15 protein-coding genes are annotated in these 17,491 nt (G+C 39.4%); 7 read left to right on the forward strand and 8 right to left on the reverse strand.

Annotated features, from left to right (window positions below; all coding sequences use genetic code 11):
- Window positions 1–2 precede the first annotated feature (2 nt).
- From JHD79_RS02830 to rsmA, 4 genes are all read right to left on the reverse strand, one after another.
- Window positions 3–3,164, reverse strand: a complete 3,162-nt coding sequence (locus tag JHD79_RS02830; protein ID WP_199117613.1) for an ELWxxDGT repeat protein — start codon at window positions 3,162–3,164, stop codon at window positions 3–5.
- 100 nt (window positions 3,165–3,264) lie between these two features.
- A complete protein-coding gene (locus JHD79_RS02835) occupies window positions 3,265–3,741 on the reverse strand; it encodes an OsmC family protein (protein ID WP_199117615.1) in 477 nt (158 codons plus the stop codon).
- Between the two features lie 37 nt (window positions 3,742–3,778).
- Window positions 3,779–4,708: an NAD(P)-dependent oxidoreductase gene (locus JHD79_RS02840; protein ID WP_199117616.1), complete on the reverse strand. Its 930-nt coding sequence runs from the start codon at window positions 4,706–4,708 to the stop codon at window positions 3,779–3,781.
- Window positions 4,701–5,495 (reverse strand): 16S rRNA (adenine(1518)-N(6)/adenine(1519)-N(6))-dimethyltransferase RsmA, encoded by a 795-nt coding sequence (gene rsmA, locus JHD79_RS02845; RefSeq protein WP_199117618.1) that lies wholly within the window; start codon window positions 5,493–5,495, stop codon window positions 4,701–4,703. Before rsmA ends, JHD79_RS02840 begins: the two co-directional genes overlap by 8 nt.
- Before the next feature lie 176 nt (window positions 5,496–5,671).
- Here rsmA and pdxA point away from each other — a divergent pair, with 176 nt between their 5' ends.
- Window positions 5,672–6,751: a 4-hydroxythreonine-4-phosphate dehydrogenase PdxA gene (gene pdxA / locus JHD79_RS02850; protein ID WP_199117619.1), complete on the forward strand. Its 1,080-nt coding sequence runs from the start codon at window positions 5,672–5,674 to the stop codon at window positions 6,749–6,751.
- 26 nt (window positions 6,752–6,777) lie between these two features.
- On the opposite strand, the gene JHD79_RS02855 is transcribed toward pdxA, so the two are convergent.
- The 3 genes from JHD79_RS02855 to JHD79_RS02865 form a co-directional block, all read right to left on the reverse strand.
- Complete coding sequence (locus JHD79_RS02855) at window positions 6,778–6,969, reverse strand: hypothetical protein (RefSeq protein WP_199117622.1); 192 nt, start codon at window positions 6,967–6,969, stop codon at window positions 6,778–6,780.
- A gap of 123 nt (window positions 6,970–7,092) precedes the next feature.
- Window positions 7,093–7,677: a hypothetical protein gene (locus tag JHD79_RS02860; RefSeq protein WP_199117624.1), complete on the reverse strand. Its 585-nt coding sequence runs from the start codon at window positions 7,675–7,677 to the stop codon at window positions 7,093–7,095.
- 67 nt (window positions 7,678–7,744) lie between these two features.
- A complete protein-coding gene (locus tag JHD79_RS02865; RefSeq protein WP_199117626.1) occupies window positions 7,745–9,358 on the reverse strand; it encodes an amidohydrolase family protein in 1,614 nt (537 codons plus the stop codon).
- A gap of 148 nt (window positions 9,359–9,506) precedes the next feature.
- On the opposite strand from JHD79_RS02865, the gene JHD79_RS02870 reads away from it, so the two are divergent.
- The 6 genes from JHD79_RS02870 (at window position 9,507) to accC (ending at window position 14,417) form a co-directional block, all read left to right on the forward strand.
- Complete coding sequence (locus tag JHD79_RS02870) at window positions 9,507–10,034, forward strand: DUF177 domain-containing protein (protein WP_199117628.1); 528 nt, start codon at window positions 9,507–9,509, stop codon at window positions 10,032–10,034.
- A gap of 19 nt (window positions 10,035–10,053) precedes the next feature.
- Window positions 10,054–10,245: a 50S ribosomal protein L32 gene (gene rpmF / locus JHD79_RS02875; RefSeq protein ID WP_199117630.1), complete on the forward strand. Its 192-nt coding sequence runs from the start codon at window positions 10,054–10,056 to the stop codon at window positions 10,243–10,245.
- 96 nt (window positions 10,246–10,341) lie between these two features.
- Complete coding sequence (gene plsX, locus JHD79_RS02880; protein ID WP_199117632.1) at window positions 10,342–11,280, forward strand: phosphate acyltransferase PlsX; 939 nt, start codon at window positions 10,342–10,344, stop codon at window positions 11,278–11,280.
- A 15-nt stretch (window positions 11,281–11,295) separates the two neighbouring features.
- On the forward strand, window positions 11,296–12,291 hold the full coding sequence (locus tag JHD79_RS02885; protein ID WP_199117633.1) for a beta-ketoacyl-ACP synthase III: 996 nt from the start codon (window positions 11,296–11,298) through the stop codon (window positions 12,289–12,291).
- Window positions 12,292–12,460: 169 nt separating this feature from the next.
- Window positions 12,461–12,946, forward strand: coding sequence for an acetyl-CoA carboxylase biotin carboxyl carrier protein (gene accB, locus JHD79_RS02890; RefSeq protein WP_199117635.1), 486 nt, complete (start codon window positions 12,461–12,463; stop codon window positions 12,944–12,946).
- 130 nt (window positions 12,947–13,076) lie between these two features.
- A complete protein-coding gene (accC, locus tag JHD79_RS02895; protein ID WP_199117637.1) occupies window positions 13,077–14,417 on the forward strand; it encodes an acetyl-CoA carboxylase biotin carboxylase subunit in 1,341 nt (446 codons plus the stop codon).
- Between the two features lie 69 nt (window positions 14,418–14,486).
- Here the strand turns inward: accC and JHD79_RS02900 are convergent, their stop codons facing one another.
- Window positions 14,487–17,384, reverse strand: coding sequence for a triple tyrosine motif-containing protein (locus tag JHD79_RS02900; RefSeq protein WP_199117639.1), 2,898 nt, complete (start codon window positions 17,382–17,384; stop codon window positions 14,487–14,489).
- Window positions 17,385–17,491: the final 107 nt, after the last annotated feature.

The raw sequence follows: 17,491 nt of genomic DNA on the forward strand, positions 1-17,491 counted from the left end.
AACTATTGTTTAATCAATTTATATCCTTTATCGGATGTTTTCAAGATATAAACACCTGGAGACCAACTAAAATTAGAAAAAATATTTTCACCCGACTGTAATTGCTTTTTCCATATCTGCTTTCCGTTAACATCAAATACTTCAACAAATTGCTTTATTCTTGATTGTATGATTAGCTTATCTGCAATAGGATTTGGGAATATAGTTAAATCTCCAATCTCATTTCTAACAAAAGCAATATTGCTATAAGCAATTACCCCACTAAGTTCTGTTTGTTTAATGCGATAATAAGTAATCGGGTTATCTTTTAAAAAAGGGGCATTGTCAACAAATTGATAGTAGTTGGTACCATTTCCTGATGATTTAAGTGTTTCTAGCTTTTCGAATGTTTTTCCATCGCTACTGCGCTCAATTTCATAAGCGGCAACTTCCCTTTCTTCCACGCTCCAGTTCAACCTGGCCTTTTTATCAAGTCCCAGCTTGGCATTAAACTTTAGCCATTTGATGGGCAGTACTTCCGATGAAAGTTCTAACGCCCAAAGCTCCGTTCCAGCTATGCCATCATCTGCCCTAAACAACAAAAGATTATTTAATCTAGTAAGGAATGTAGGAGAAGCATTTCCTATATCAGTTCTGATATTATACACCATTTGTGTGCCCGCCATGGTGCCATCGCTTTTCCAAAGTTCCAAACCATCGATGCCGTTGGTAGCTGAGAAGAATAAAGCATTACCTATACTAACAAGCTGTGATGGAGCAGAAGAACCGGCTCCACTAAAAATATCTTTCACCATCACGGTACCCGCGGTAGTACCGTCACTTTTCCAAAGCTCACTACCATTTATGCCATCGTTTGCTGTAAAAAACAAAGTTCCGTTATGATTAACCATATTGACAGGGCTTGCCCCAATACTACCACTCCAAATATCTTTTACCATTACAGTACCTGCTGTGGTGCCATCACTTTTCCAGAGTTCATGACCGCTAATGCCATCACCAGCTGAAAAATACAAAATGGAACCTATACTAACCATATTAGTTGGAATTGAGCCAATTGTACCAACACGTATATCTTTCACTAATGTTGTACCTGCAGCAGTGCCATCACTCTTCCAAAGTTCTTGGCCGTTTACACCATCATTAACAGCGAAAAACAGTGTTCCATTCACATTGGTCAAATTAGAAATCCCACTATCATACGGTCCACTATAAATGTCTTTTACCATAATGGTACCTGCAGCAGTACCATCGCTTTTCCAAAGCTCCCTGCCACTTACCCCATCACTGGCCACAAAATACAGGGTCCCATTTACGTTTATAAGAAGATTTACATAAGCATCTCCACTACTCGGATAAATATCTTTTACGATGACCGTTCCTGCAGCCGTGCCATCGCTCTTCCAAAGTTCCGTGCCTTGAGTTCCGTTATTGGCCGAGAAATATAAGGTACCATTGATATTGGTCAGATTTGAAGGATTAGACCCTAGACCACCTGGATAAATATCTTTTACCATAACCGTTCCTATGGCCGTGCCGTCACTCTTCCAAAGTTCTTGGCCTTGAGGTCCGTTATTGGCCGAGAAGTATAAAGTACCATTGACATTGGTCAAATTTGAAAGGTTAGGGATACCGTTACCTGGATAAATGTCTTTTACCATACTTGTACCGCTCAAGGTACCATCTGTTTTCCATAGCTCATTTCCATCTACACCATTATCCGCAGCATAAAACACTTGATTGCCTACCAAAGTAAGTAGTTGAGGATTAGCACTCCCTGTGCCTATGTAAATATCCTTGATCATCACCGTACCAGCGGTAGTACCATCACTTTTCCATAGCTCAACACCATTTACCGCATCATAAGCGGAGAAATATAAGGTGCTGTTAAGTGTTGCAAAAGCACTAGGGCTAGATCCAATGTTTCCAGAGGCTATATCTTTTACCATTACGGTTCCCGCCAACGTACCGTCGCTCTTCCAAAGCTCACGATTGTTCACGTCGTCAACGGCAGAAAAATACAAGGTACTCCCCAACATCAAAAAATTGAAGACCTGATTGGACAAATTTCCAGCATATATTTTTTTGATAAGTGTAGTGCCAACAGTGGTGCCATTACTTTTCCATAATTCGGCTTCACCTGTATTATTATTAATCGCAAAATAAAGGTTATTGCCATTGGCGGTTAAACCATAAGGACTACTCCCACCATAGCTAAAATCTTTAACAGTAACCGTTCCTACTGCAGTACCGTTACTTTTCATTATTTTGCTTGCCAACGATCCGATCCCCAAAACAAAGTATAGTGTACCATTCACATCAATCAAACTTCTTATATCTGAATTGCCCGTGCCAGAATTCAAATCGCTCACCATTACCGTACCCGCAGTAGTCCCATTGCTTTTCCAAAGCTCAATGCCATTGGTACCATTATCTGCCGTAAAATAGAGCGTCCCGTTTACATTCAAAAGATTTTCGAGAGTACTCGTCCCAACACCTGCATTGATATCTTTTACCATCAAAGTCCCACCAGTGGTACCGTCACTTTTCCAAAGTTCTTCACCATTGGTACCATTATCAGCCGCAAAAAACAAAGTGCCATTTACGTTGATAAATAGGCGGGGGAATCCCGAATTAATCCCACTATGGATGTCCTTCACCATTACTGTTCCTGCTACAGTACCATCACTTTTCCATAGCTCTAATCCGTTAACACCATCGTCTGCAGCAAAAAACAAGGTACCATTTACATTGGTAAGTGAGTAGGGGACATATCCTCCAATACTAGCTCTAATATCTTTTACCATTACCGTGCCCGCAGCGGTGCCATTACTCTTCCAAACTTCATAGCCATTTACACCGTCGTCAGCAACAAAGTACAGCACACCGTTTACGTTGGTTAAAGATTGCGGATTTGAACCCAAACTACCCGACCTAATATCCTTTACCAAAACAGTGCCTGCTTCTGTCCCATCGCTCTTCCAGAGTTCAGAACCACTAGCAGCATCTATGGCAACAAAGTATAGACTTCCTCCAACTTCAATGGTAGAAGTTGGGAAAGAGGACACCGAAGCACCAGAGAGATTTGTATCTTTTACCAAATAAGGGACTTGGCCCTTTACATAAGTGGTAAGAGCAAAAAACAGAAAAAATAACACCCTTTTCATACTGTAATCGATAACTAAATAACAGTAAATATGAAAGATTAGGCTATCTCATACAATACCTATTTTTAGGTATTTCAAGGCATACAAAATTTAAAATACCTTATTTATCTATAGCGGTACAGCTTGCCTCATGCTTTACCGGAAAATTCAATGAGTTGGCTATAAAGCACATTTTATTTGCCTCTGCATGCAGGGAGTTTGCCCAGGAAATATCTTCCTGCTTAGAAATTAATACTTCTGGCTTCAACAGTACTTCCTTAAACTTTCCGCTACCGTCAGCATATTCCTCCATAATGCCAACAGCATTATCTTTATAATCGATAACTACGATACCATTTTTAGAACACAAATGTAAAAACCACAGCATGTGGCATGACGATATGGATGAAAGCAGCAGATCTTCTGGGTTATATTTCGATTTATCTCCCAAAAACACCGAATCTGAAGAGCCGGAGATGGCTTCTTTTCCTTGTATTTCAATCCTAAAATCCCTGTCATAAGAGCGGTAATCCATTGTACCAGAACCTTTGTTACCTACCCAAACCAAATTGGTTTTATATTGATGTTGCTTAGCCATAAGTTTAATGTTTTGTTCTTAAGGCCAATTTAAGGAATTATATTTTGATTTCGGAGAGCTTTTGCGCCAGTACTTCAGAAATTTTACGGTATGAATCAAAAGTCCATCCCGCCACATGCGGAGTCAAAATTACTTTCTCGCTGTTTTTCAACGCATCATACCATGGTTGCTCTGCAAGTGCCGGAAATTTTTCTTGTTCCAAAACATCCAAACCCGCACCTAGAATTTTGCCACTAGCAATATGATTTAAAACAGCTTGGGTATTCACAATCTCTCCCCTGGCGGTATTGATAAAAAAGATAGGCTTTTTGAAGTGAAAGAAATACTCATCATTCACCATTTGTCGGGTTTCACTAGTTAAGGGAATATGTAAGCTCAGCACATCGCTGTGCTTTACAATTTCCTCCATGCTTACTTCCCTGGCATACTCATCGCTGAAACCAGTTTTATACTTATCGTAAGCCATGACGTTTACACCAAAGCCAGCAAGTTTTCTGGCAAAGCTCTGTCCCATAAAACCGTAACCAATAATCCCCACGGTTTTAGCTTTCAACTCATAGCCACGACTTCCTTCCCTATCCCAAATCCCTTTTCTAATTTCTAGGTCTGCTTTTCGGAAATTGTTCATCAGCGACAGCAACAAGCCAATGGCATGTTCGCCTACCGCATCCATATTGCCCTCATTAGCGGCCAATAATGTAATTCCTCTTTTAGCAGCAATTTCTACATCTATATTATCTAATCCTGCCCCAGCCCTTGCCACAAATTTGAGCTTGGGTGCGACATCGAAAATTTCTTGATCAATATTGAATTTGGTACGCACAGCTATGCCATCATACGCTTTAATTCTTTCTAAAACTTCTGCCTTGGTAATTTTGGGCTCATCATCAACTTCAAAACCTAAATTTTTGGCCTTTTCCTTAAAAATGGGATGTAGGTCATCCACAATCAATAGCTTTTTAGACATGTTGCTTCTTGCTTAACTTTTCCAAATGATTGGTTAAGGTGATAAAATCCTGCACCGTTAATTGCTCGGCCCTTTTTTCAAAGAATGGATGCTCATCCAATTGATCCTTTGGCAACACCACAGACAATGCATTTCGCAAAGTCTTACGTCGTTGGTTAAATCCTGCTTTTACTGTACGCCAAAACAATTTTTCGTCACAAGGCAAATTTTCAATCTTATTTCGGCTCAATCGTATTACGCCCGAATTTACTTTGGGTGGCGGATTAAACGTTCCTGGCTTTACCGTAAACAGGTAGTCGATATCATAATAAGCCTGGATCAGTACACTTAAGATTCCGTATATTTTCGTGCCTGCCTTTGCCGCACAGCGTTCTGCCACCTCCTTTTGGAACATGCCCACCATTTCCACAATATTTTGTCTATTCTCCAGAATTTTGAACAGAATTTGTGAAGATATGTTATAAGGGAAGTTGCCGATCACCGCAAACTTTCCAGGAAATATAGATTCAAAGCTAAGCTTCAAAAAATCTCCATTGATCAACCGGTCGCCAAGCTGCGGATACTTCGAATGCAAATAGTTAAAGGAATCAACGTCAATATCAATCAAATACGTTTGTAAATCTTCTCTGGATAGCAAAATATCGGAAAGGATGCCCATACCTGGCCCCACTTCCAACACTTGATGGTACTGATCTGTATGGATCAACCCATTTACAATTTTTTCCGCGATGTGCTTATCCGTTAAAAAATGTTGTCCTAAATGTTTCTTTGCTTTTACTAAACTCATACCTGAATAACGATCTTTTCTTAACTACAAAATTTACCAAAGAATTGTTGTTAAGCCTACAAAGATAGGCTTATTTTTCTTTGCCACATCTTCAGCATTCATTGAGGCTACTTTTTCTGCTCTTTTTGCGGTTAAACTTTATAATCGCTATTTTGCGCTAAATTTTAAACATTAACATGAGCAACAAAGTTAAGTTAGGCATAAGCATAGGCGATATCAATGGAATTGGGCTAGAGGTCATCTTAAAAACATTGGCCGAAAACAAAATACTAGATTACTGTACTCCTATTGTTTATGGACATACTAAAGTTGCATCGTTCCACCGTAAAGCATTGCGCTTGAATGATTTCATGTTCCATGTTATTCCCGATGCAGAAGCTGCGGTTGCCAATAAAGCCAACATGATCAACTGTTGGGAGGAAGACGTGAAGATAGAGCTTGGAACTGCCAATGAAACTGGAGGCAAATATGCATTTATCTCCCTGCAAAAAGCAACCGATGACCTGGTTAGGGGCGCAATAGATGCCCTAGTAACCGCTCCGATCAATAAGAGTAATATACAATCTGCCGATTTTAAATTCCCTGGCCATACTGAATACCTACAAGAAAGAAGCGGAAGTAATGATGTACTGATGTTTTTGATTAGCGACACTTTACGTGTAGGCGTCGTAACCGGACATATCCCAATATTGGCAGTTCCACAGGCCCTAACCAAGGAAAAGATCGTAAAAAAACTACAGCTCATTAACGAAAGCTTAAAAAAAGATTTTTGGATAGAAAAACCAAAGATTGCGGTATTGGGCCTTAACCCACATGCTAGCGACAACGGATTGTTGGGCAAGGAAGAAGCGGAAATTATAGCTCCTGCTATCCAAGAAGCATTTGACAAGGGCATTATCAACTTTGGGCCCTATCCGGCCGATGGTTTTTTTGGCAATAGCACCTATAAACAATTTGATGCCGTATTGGCCATGTACCATGACCAAGGTCTCATCCCTTTTAAGACCATCGCGTTTGACACTGGTGTAAACTATACAGCTGGCCTTAAATTCGTGCGTACTTCTCCAGATCACGGTACCGGCTATGATATTGCTGGTAAAAACCTAGCTGACCCTACTTCTTTTATGGAAGCCCTATTTGCGGCCATCCATATTGTTCAAAATAGAAAAGAGCAGGAAAGCATGTTACGCAACCAGCTTAAAACAGGTGGCAAGATTGTAGAAACCGCTACCGATGTAAAGGATGATGCCAATTAAGCCTCAAGCCATCTTTTTTATAGTTGTTAACGATTTTGTTCCAAATAATCCAGTCCGAGAGGTGTAATGGATGCCGCCCATTGTACGCTATGCCGGTCAATTTTTATGTAGCCCAAACCTTCCAGTTCCTCATAATCTTCTTCTCTACCACCTAGTATAGAGGAACTTACCTGTTGGTCGATAATCTCCAACAATTCAATGATATCATATTTTTCCATGACATTGCTTTTAGCATTAAACAGCAAACACCATACGAAAGTTTAGGGAACTCCTAAAAATATATGTTTTTTAAATCAAACCCTATTAAGTACAATGTAACTCCTACTTGAATGACAGCAAACTTAATTACAGTTTGCCTTTACATAAGCCAGGTATTCGGTATAAGGCGGCTCGTTAACCATTTTTTTCAATGCCCTAACATGTGGATCATCAAGGGCATTGCTTTCACTTCTCAGCTTCATAAATCGTAGCCCTGTTTTTAGGGGCAGGCAGTCTTTATTAACAGCCATCTCCTTTGTTTTTAACAGTGAATATTCAAATGCAGCCTTCTCGCTATCTTCGGAATTCCACTTAGAACGCGGCGTACGGTGGTAATAATAGAAATGTCCGATTTCATGATATAAGACCACCAACAACCTGTTATCATCAAAGTTCGGCTTTTTGCCTTTAAAGTAATCGAGGTTTATGGTCATTACGCCCTTGGCTGAAGCAAATGCTGGTCCAGTTGATTTCTTGTCAATAAACACGACTTGTTTCAATAGATCTTCACCTTCCAATGCCTGTTGAAATGCCTTACAAAACTTAGGGAAATACAATTTATTATCGGTAATAATACGATAGCCCATTGTATCTGTAATTTTATGCTGCTGGGCAGATATGGACATGCCACAAATGGCAAAGAAAATGGTCAATAACAGCTTTTTCATAAGTTGGTCATGGTTGATGTATAGACGGGAACAGGTTTTGATAGTTTAAACCTACCATTCCCCGCTCCTATTTTTTTAGGGCAATTCCAGCCAAAATACCCGTGTAGCTCCCTCTTTCAATAGCTGGTTTACCATTTACGAAAACATATTGCATTCCCTGGGCGTACTCAAAAGGGTTATCAAAATTGGCAGTATCTTTTAGGGTTTGGGGATCAAACAATATCACATCGGCATAATAGCCAACTTTTATGGCTCCTCTCTTATCTATACCAAAAGTTTGGGCAGTTAAATATGTGGCGTTGTTGATGGCGCGTGTCATGGATATTATTTTCTTGTCCAGCACATATTCACGTATTTTTTTGGTAAAGGAGGCATATTTTCTGGGATGCCCAGACGTACCATCAGAACCGGTCATTACCCAAGGTTGTTTCATGATTGCCTGCACATTTTCCTCGTTCATGCTATGTGAAATGATTTTGGGGCTGCTATATTGTTCCAACAGGCTCACCACCACGTCTTCAGGAGTTTTGCCCCATTCTTTTGCTACCGTAGTCAACGACTTTCCGTTAAATTCTGGCGCTGCTTTAATATAGAGTACAATATTACTTGGACCACTCCTCCCCTTAATGTTTCTATTGATCCCCTTTTTGATCGAATCTAAAAGCACTGGATCTTTGAACCGTTGCAGCAAAGCTTGTCTACCTCCATCTTCGGCCCACCTGGGCACGGTTGCCGCAGAAAGGCCTGTACTAGATGCCGTAAAAGGGTATTGGTTTGCATTAAGCTTAAGCCCCGAATCGATGGTTCGATTGATCAGTTCCAATACCTCCTCCGTTTTTTTCCAGGCCTCAATTCCCGAAAGCTTTAAATGGGATATATGTAATGGTATGCCTGTCCGTTCTCCAATTTCTATAGTCTCCCTTATCGACTTCAGCACATCCGTACCTTCTGAACGCATATGGGTGTCATAAATTCCATTAAAACTTTTAACAACTTTAGCCAATGCCACCACCTCATCCGTTTCTGCATAACTACCTGGAGCATAATATAAACCTGTAGACATACCAAAGGCCCCATCTTTCATGCCCTGGCCAAACAGCTCCTTCATCTTTTCTAATTGGCTTTCGTTTGGCTTAACATTATTCCTGCCCAAAATCTTCGTTCTTATTGTTCCATGGCCAACCAACAAAGCGGCATTTGTACCAATCCCATTTTTATTCCATTCGGCCAGCTTCTGCGCAATGGGATATGGACTAGCCCCATCATTTCCATCTACTACCGTGGTTACTCCCTGAAAAAGATAAGGTAGGTTTGCCCTGGTTTCTTTTTCTTTGGCAGAAAGATCTGCCTCTGTATGTGTATGTGGATCGATAAATCCTGGAGAAAGATACAGACCTTTGGCATTGATAAGCTGTTTGCCTTTAATCTTATCTTTTTGGGAATTGCCTATGTAGCTAATTTTATCTCCTGTAATGCCTATATCGGTTTTCACCGAGTCTTTTGAAAAACCATCAAAAACCCAAGCGTCTTTAATTAAGTAATCTACTTGAAGAGGTTTACTTTGGGCAGAAATCATTAAAGGGCAGACTAATGCTGAAAAAAGTAGTTGGCAAACAAGCCTATAATAGTTTTTGTTCATCATTTCTAACTTATTTAATAGTACATAGACTCTATATTTCATTGCTAAGACCGTTCAATTTCCCATTTGTCTCTCCAACATTCTATATAGAACTGTATAAAGCCCACTAATTTATATCATTTCATTTTTCTAAAAATATTTTCTAATCAAAAAATAATTCCTACCTTTGCAGGCTAAAATTTAGTTACAATTGAAAGCATTAAAACAATTTTCTATCCCGTTTACAGGTTTAAAATTGGGCAAACATCAATTTGAATTTGAAATTGATCAGCGCTTTTTTGATGCATTTGAGCATTCTTTAGTTAAAAATGGAACGCTAAAAGCTGAGGTAGAATTAGACAAACAAGAGACGATGCTAATCTTGGCCTTCCATGTCGAAGGCACGATACAGCTTAGTTGTGATAAATGCTTGTCTGATTTCGACCAACCAATTGAACTAAACGAAAGGCAGATTGTAAAGTTTGCAGAGGACGAAGAGGAAGGAAACGATGATTTGGAAATTCTGATTTTGCCTAGAAAAGAAACAGCAATTGACGTTTCTGAATTGATATACGAATTCATTACTGTTGCTATTCCTTTTATTAACAAATGCGAACAAGCGGGCAAAACCTGCGACGAGCAAATGTTGGCCACTTTAGACAAGCTTGCCTCTAGTAACGAAGAACAAGAAGAACAAAATGACGACCCACGATGGGAAGCCTTAAAAAAATTAAAATAGTAATTAAAAAAATCAAGTAATGGCACATCCAAAACGCAAGATTTCTAAACAAAGAAGAGATAAAAGAAGAACTCACTACAAAGCGGTAGCACCTTCATTAACTACTTGCCAAACTACTGGTGCGGTACATATTCCACACACAGCTTACAACGTTGACGGTAACCTTTACTACAACGGTAAATTAGTTATAGAAAACACTTCGATAGGTTAATTTTCTTAAAAATTTTTGTGTTTTCCGTTAGTTTAAGTTTAACTTAGTCTGATAGAAATATAAGGCATTACGGCTTTATCGCAAAAGATTTTTACTATGAAAATAGGTCTCGATATTATGGGCGGAGACTATGCTCCCAAGGCAATTGTCTTGGGAGCTATGGAAGCCCATCAATCCCTAGCTCCCCATGAGCACTTAGTGCTAATTGGAGATACCCAGCAGATTAAACCTCTACTCTCAGAGAAAGGATTCAACCCCGATCACTTTGAATTCGTACATACCGACGAAGTGATTGGTATGGGCGAGCATGCTACAAAAGCAATTCTTCAAAAACCAAATTCCAGTATTTCAGTAGGCTTCCAATTATTAAAGGAAGGCAAAATCGATTCATTTGCAAGTGCCGGCAATTCTGGTGCCATGCTAGTAGGTGCTGTTTTCAGTGTAAAAACCATTCCTGGCATTATCAGACCCTGCTTATGTACCATTGTACCCAAGCTCAAAGGTGGCGTTGGCCTTCTTTTAGATGTTGGGGCAAATGCCGATTGTAAACCAGATACTTTGCTTCAATTTGGCACTTTAGGCAGTCTATATGCAGAGCACATCATGCAGATCGACAATCCCAAAGTGGCATTGATGAACATTGGGGAAGAAGATGAAAAAGGCAATATGCTTTCATTGGCTACCTTTCCTTTGATGAAGGAAACGCAGCTCTTTAACTTTGTAGGCAATGTGGAAGGCAGAGATTTGTTCAACGATAAGGCCGACGTTATTGTATGTGATGGTTTTACAGGAAATATCATGTTGAAACTGGCCGAGTCATTTTATGTGTTGACCATTAAGAAAGGTCTTAAAGATGAGTTCTTCGACCGGTTCAACTATGAAAACTATGGCGGAAGTCCGGTATTGGGTGTTAATGCACCTGTTTTGATTGGCCATGGCATATCTAGTCCAGAGGCTATAAAAAATATGATCTTCCAATCGAGGGATATGATTAACACTGGATTGGTCAATAAAATACAAGCCGCATTCCAATAATTAAAAAATTAAAAAATGAGTAAAATTCACGCTGCAATTACTGCAGTTCACGGTCACGTTCCAGATTACGTTTTAACCAACAAAGAACTAGAAACCATTGTCGATACCTCCGATGAATGGATTATGACCAGAACGGGTATAAAAGAGCGAAGAATATTAAAGGGCGAGGGTTTAGGGACCTCAGATATGGCGGTCCATGCCGTAAATGGTCTACTTAAGAAAAGAGGGATTGATGCTAAGGATTTAGACCTGATCATATTTTGTACCACTACCCCAGATTTTACTTTTCCTGCAACAGCAAATGTTCTAGCTGATAAAATTGGCGCTACGAATGCATGGGGTTATGATTTGCAGGCGGCCTGTTCGGGTTTCCTCTTTGGACTGACCACTGGAGCTCAATTCATAGAATCGGGAAAACATAAGAAAGTTTTGGTAGTGGGCGGCGATAAGATGTCATCTATTATCAATTACGAAGATCGAACCACTTGTATCATTTTTGGAGACGGTTGTGGATGTGCCCTACTCGAGCCTAATGAAGAAGGTTTTGGCATACAGGATTCCATATTAAGAACTGATGGTTCTGGCGGAAAATATCTTGGTATGAAAGCTGGGGGTTCTGTTAAACCCGCAAGCCACGAAACAGTAGATGCCAAAGAACATTTTGCCCATCAAGAAGGCCAAACGGTATTTAAGTTTGCCGTAACCAATATGGCCGACGTTGCCGCTGAAATCATGGAAAGAAACCATCTCTCTTCAGAAGATGTAGCTTGGCTGGTGCCACACCAAGCCAATAAGCGCATCATTGATGCTACAGCATCCAGAATGGGCGTAAGTTCCGAAAAGGTAATGGTCAATATTGAACGTTATGGCAATACAACAAACGGAACCATTCCTATTTGTTTATGGGAATGGGAAAACCAGCTTAAAAAAGGCGACAACATTATCTTAGCAGCTTTTGGCGGCGGTTTTACTTGGGGTTCCGTTTATTTGAAATGGGCTTATAATAGCTAATTAGTTTTCTAGTGGATTGGATGGTTTGTTGTTTAGCAATTACAATGTGCCTATAGTCTAAAAAAGACACAAAAAAAACTAAAAAACCAAACACCTAAAAAACTATATAAAAACCTTAACTTAGTTAATTCAAACAAGACACCAAATTATTTAACATAACAACAAGAGAATGGATATTAAACAAATTCAGGAACTTATAAAATTTGTTTCTCGGTCGGGAGTAAATGAAGTTGCCATTGAACAAGAAAATTTCAAGATTACTATTAAAACTAACCAAAATCCAGTTTATGTAAATGCAGCAATTCCCGCTGCTGTTCCAGTTGCAGCCCAAGCCGTTGCACCAGTTGCAGCACCAAGTGCCGCAGTACCTACTCCGGCAGCCCCTGCGTCCGCTGCTGTTGAAGATACATCGAAATATATCACCGTTAAATCTCCCATGATTGGTACCTTCTACCGTTCTGCCAGTCCAGACAAACCATCATTTGTAAATGTTGGCGATGAAATTGGCATTGGCAAAGTGGTTTGTATTATCGAAGCGATGAAACTTTTCAACGAAATCGAAAGTGAAGTATCTGGCCGTATCGTTAAAATTTTAGTTGACAATGCCTCACCTGTAGAGTATGACCAACCATTATTTTTAGTTGAACCTATTTAAACTTCTATTGCTATTAACGTCACCCTGAACTTGTTTCAGGGTCTCTTTTTTTAAAATCATTTTAGATGCTGAAATAAATTCGGCATGACGACAGTACTTTTGAGAAAGACTGACGAAAAGGAACGAGACTATGTTTAAAAAAATATTAATTGCCAATAGAGGCGAAATTGCTTTGCGTATTATACGTACCTGTAAGGAAATGGGCATTAAAACTGTAGCGGTTTACTCTACTGCTGATCGGGAGAGTTTACACGTGCGTTTTGCCGATGAAGCTGTTTGTATAGGTCCGCCGCCAAGTAAGGATTCTTATTTAAGCATCCCCAATATTATCTCTGCTGCAGAATTGACCAATGCAGATGCTATCCATCCTGGTTATGGTTTCCTATCTGAAAATGCTAAATTTTCATCCGTTTGCCGTGATTATGGAATTAAATTTATTGGGGCTACGCCCGAGCAAATTAATGGCATGGGCGATAAATCATCTGCCAAAGAAACCATGAAAATTGCAGGTGTGCCAACTATTCCTGGCTCGGAAGGTTTACTGGGAAGCGTAAAGGAAGGCATTAAGCTAGCCAATGAAATTGGTTATCCTATTATCTTAAAAGCGACTGCCGGTGGTGGTGGCCGTGGTATGCGTGTAGTTTGGAAAGATGAAGATTTTGAAAATGCATGGGATAGCGCCCGTCAGGAGTCAGGTGCTGCTTTTGGCAATGATGGTCTTTATCTAGAGAAATATATTGAAGACCCTCGCCATATCGAAATTCAGGTTATTGGTGACCAATATGGAAAAGCTTGCCATCTTTCAGAAAGAGACTGCTCTATCCAACGCCGTCACCAAAAACTGGTAGAAGAAGCCCCATCTCCTTTTATGACACCAGAATTGCGTGAAAAAATGGGAGAAGCTGCCATCAAGGGTGCTTTGGCTGTAAATTATGAAGGTGCCGGAACCATTGAATTCCTTGTAGATAAACATCGCAATTTCTACTTTATGGAAATGAATACCCGTATCCAAGTAGAACACCCAGTGACAGAAGAAGTCATCAATTTTGACCTGATCAAAGAACAGATCAAAGTAGCTGCAGGCATCCCTATTTCAGGCAAAAACTATATGCCAGATATGCATGCCATTGAGTGTCGTATCAATGCTGAAGACCCTTTTAACAATTTTAGACCGTCTCCTGGCAAAATTACCAATTTCCACTCTCCAGGTGGTCATGGAGTGCGTGTAGATACCCATGTGTATGCAGGTTATCAAATTCCACCTAACTACGACTCGATGATCGCAAAGCTCATTACGGTTGCGCAAACAAGAGAGGAAGCAATTTGCACCATGGAACGAGCCTTGAGCGAATTCGTAATAGAAGGAATCAAAACTACTATTCCTTTCCATTTAAAGCTGATGAAAGATCCCAACTTTAGAGCGGGTAATTTCACCACCAAGTTTATGGAAACTTTCGATCTTTCTGAATAAGAATAAAAAGGGCGATCAAAATGATCGCCCTTTTATATTTATATGCCTCAATTTATTTAGACCCAAATCTTACTTCTCGCTTGTAGCCTGTATTAGATAATCAAACAAACTCATTTCCTGAGGCACCTGTATTTTTTTTCTAAGCCTATATCTACTTACTTCTACCGCCCTACTGCTAATCCCCATCAACTGTGCTATTTCTTTGGAAGACAGATTCATTTTAAGATAAGCACAAAGTTTTAGATCATTTGCCCCTAAATTTGGAAACTTTTCCTTTAGTTTACTTAAGAAATTAGAGTGTACATGGTCAAAATGCATAGAGAACTGTTCCCAATCGGCATCGCCTTTTTCTGCTTCATTAAGAAGTCTTATAACCTTTTTGATATAGCTATTAAAATCGACACCTGCTGGGCTCGTCTTTCCTATTTGTGAAATTTCCTCACGAACTTTGGTCAGCAATTTATTCTTTTGTACCAAGTTCATCCCCATGGTAGCCAACTCTTTATTCTTAAAATTCACCTCGGCTTCGAGCTTGTCATTTTGCAGTTTTACAATTTGCTTTTCATTACTGTCAATTTCCAATTGGTGCATATGCTTCAAATGGTCCTGCTCTTTCTTGTGTTTCCTCTTTTGACGTTGTATTAAGAAATTAACCACGCCTACCATTACTGCCGCATAAAATACATATACCCAAAATGTTTCGTACCACGCAGGTTTGATGTAAAAAGTATAGGTAGCTATTTCAGATTCGCTTCCAAGATTGTTTCTGGCTTTTACCTTAAAGATATAATCACCGTAAGGCAGATTGGTATAGTCTTTTTCATTCTTGCCACTCCATTGAGACCAAGTTTTATCAGACCCAACCAATTGGTAGCTAAACTCTATATTATTCTGCTGTTCATATAGTGTAGAGGAGTATTCGAAATGTAGGGAATTAAATTGCTTATCGAGCTCTACACGCTCCTTAATATTTTGGGTCTTGGTCATTTTGCCATCACTTAAAAAATAGCCTCCAAAAATGACGTTATTCTTTTCCCCTATAGCTTTCACCAATGAAAGATTAACATTCACTGGTCTGATATTTTTACTGTATTCTTTATAATTGATATGTATGAGGCCTTTCTTTGCCCCTATAAAAACATTTTCATCATCGTAAGGATAGATATGTTCAAAACCTGCAACCACCAAGGAGTTCAACTCTGGAAGATGGACAATGGTATAAGCCTTGTGAGGTGTTTTTGCATGAAAATCTATCAAGCCTACTTTTTTATGGCTAATAAACCAAATGTTACCACTTTTATCCTCTTTGAGATAATGATAAATATTGTCCTTCAGTATGGGCCTTAGAAAGGCCGAATGTACAAATCTATCAGTTTTCTCTTCATACTCAAAAATTCCTTTTTGTGTAGCCACCACGACCCTATTTCTGATCTTCGCCACAGAGTTCCCCAGCAAAGAAGGTAGTCCGCTACGTTCATCGTAGAACTTTGTCTCTATAACTTTTCTTTTGTCTGCGCTAAGCTTTAACCTAAAAATTCCCCGATAAGGGTGCGAAGCCCATAACATATTGTGATTTACCACTAAAAATCTCAGCGATTCGTTTAATCCCTGTATATTCCCTGCATTGGTAAACACGCCATTTCTATATGCTATCTTGTGCAGCCCAAAATAGGTTCCTGCAATAATGGTACTGTCGCCCCAAGGCTGTGTAAAAAGCCAGGTACCCGGAGATGAATAAATCCTTTTAGCCGACTTTCCTTCTATCACCAGGGCCCCTTCTTCATGGCCAACAAGAATCTGCCCATTAATTTTAGATAGTTCCCAAACCTGTCCGTTTGTATTTTCAACTTCTTTAAAGAAATTCCGGCTATAGCTAAGGTCTCGAACGTTGCTTTGCAGTGGAGTACGATAAACCCCATTAGAAGTGCCTACATATAGTTGATCTTGATCAATTAAAGAAAAATAACTACTTGTTTGCTTAGCTTTGTCTGGGTATACGTATTTTATGGCATTATTAAAAGCTATAAAGTTAATCCCGTCATCAAGTCCCAGCCAAAAATTCCCATTTCTATCCATAAAAATACTACGGATATTATTCTTATATAGCCCCTCCTCTGACGAAAACTGCTGTATCATTTTCCCCGATCTGTCCATTATATAAGTCCCGCCGGCCGAAGTAGCGATAGCTATCCAGTTGTTTTTGATAGCTATGGCCTTATACATCTTATTGCGTAAAAGCTCTTCTTCCTTTTCCAGCACCTTCTTCATCACAAAGTCTTTTCCAACCAAAAAGGCGCCTTTTCTCAAGGTTGTTACTAAAAGCGTATCTGGAGAAAAATTTAAGATAGCAGTTACATAATCATCCTGTAGTTGATGCGGAGCCGCTATATTTTGCCACTTTCCATTCTGGTATACATTTAATCCTGTAGCAATATCTTGGGCATAAATTTTATGGTTACATTCTCCCATAAATTCCCAAAGCATGCGAGGCTTATGAACCGTTATTTTTCCATTTTTTAGCTGCAATATCTTATTGGTCGATCTAAAAAATATTTCATTATTTATAATGCTGATATCCCAGATATCTGAAAACTTACGTTCCTGCTCAGGAATAATATTCCGGATGGAATGATAAACAAGTCTACCGTTCTGATCTGGGAAAAAATATCCGATCTCATCTTGTGCACCAACATAGATCTTACCATCGCTGGCAATCTTTATCGATCTTACTACCGTTTTATGTGGTAGGGAGTATAATTTCCAGTTACGACCATCAAAAACCAACAGCCCTTCGTTGTTGGCAAAGTATAACAGTCCATTCTGATCCTGATCAATATCCCAATTTTGCGACCCGCCTTTATAATCTAAACTGCTGTACATATTAATCTGGGGAATACCAATGGGATTTTGTGCAGCTACCCGCAAACAGCCAATAAAAATTAGGATAAGGAAACTGGTGTACTTCATACTATTTAATGTTCAATTCTCTTAACCCATAAAGCATATTTATTGCAGGGAATTAAAAGCATGATGAAAAATTACAGATTGTTTTAGGTTTGTTTTCCGGTCTGCTT

This window comes from Pedobacter sp. ASV28 (assembly GCF_016428855.1).
In the GTDB taxonomy this organism is placed as follows: domain Bacteria; phylum Bacteroidota; class Bacteroidia; order Sphingobacteriales; family Sphingobacteriaceae; genus Pedobacter.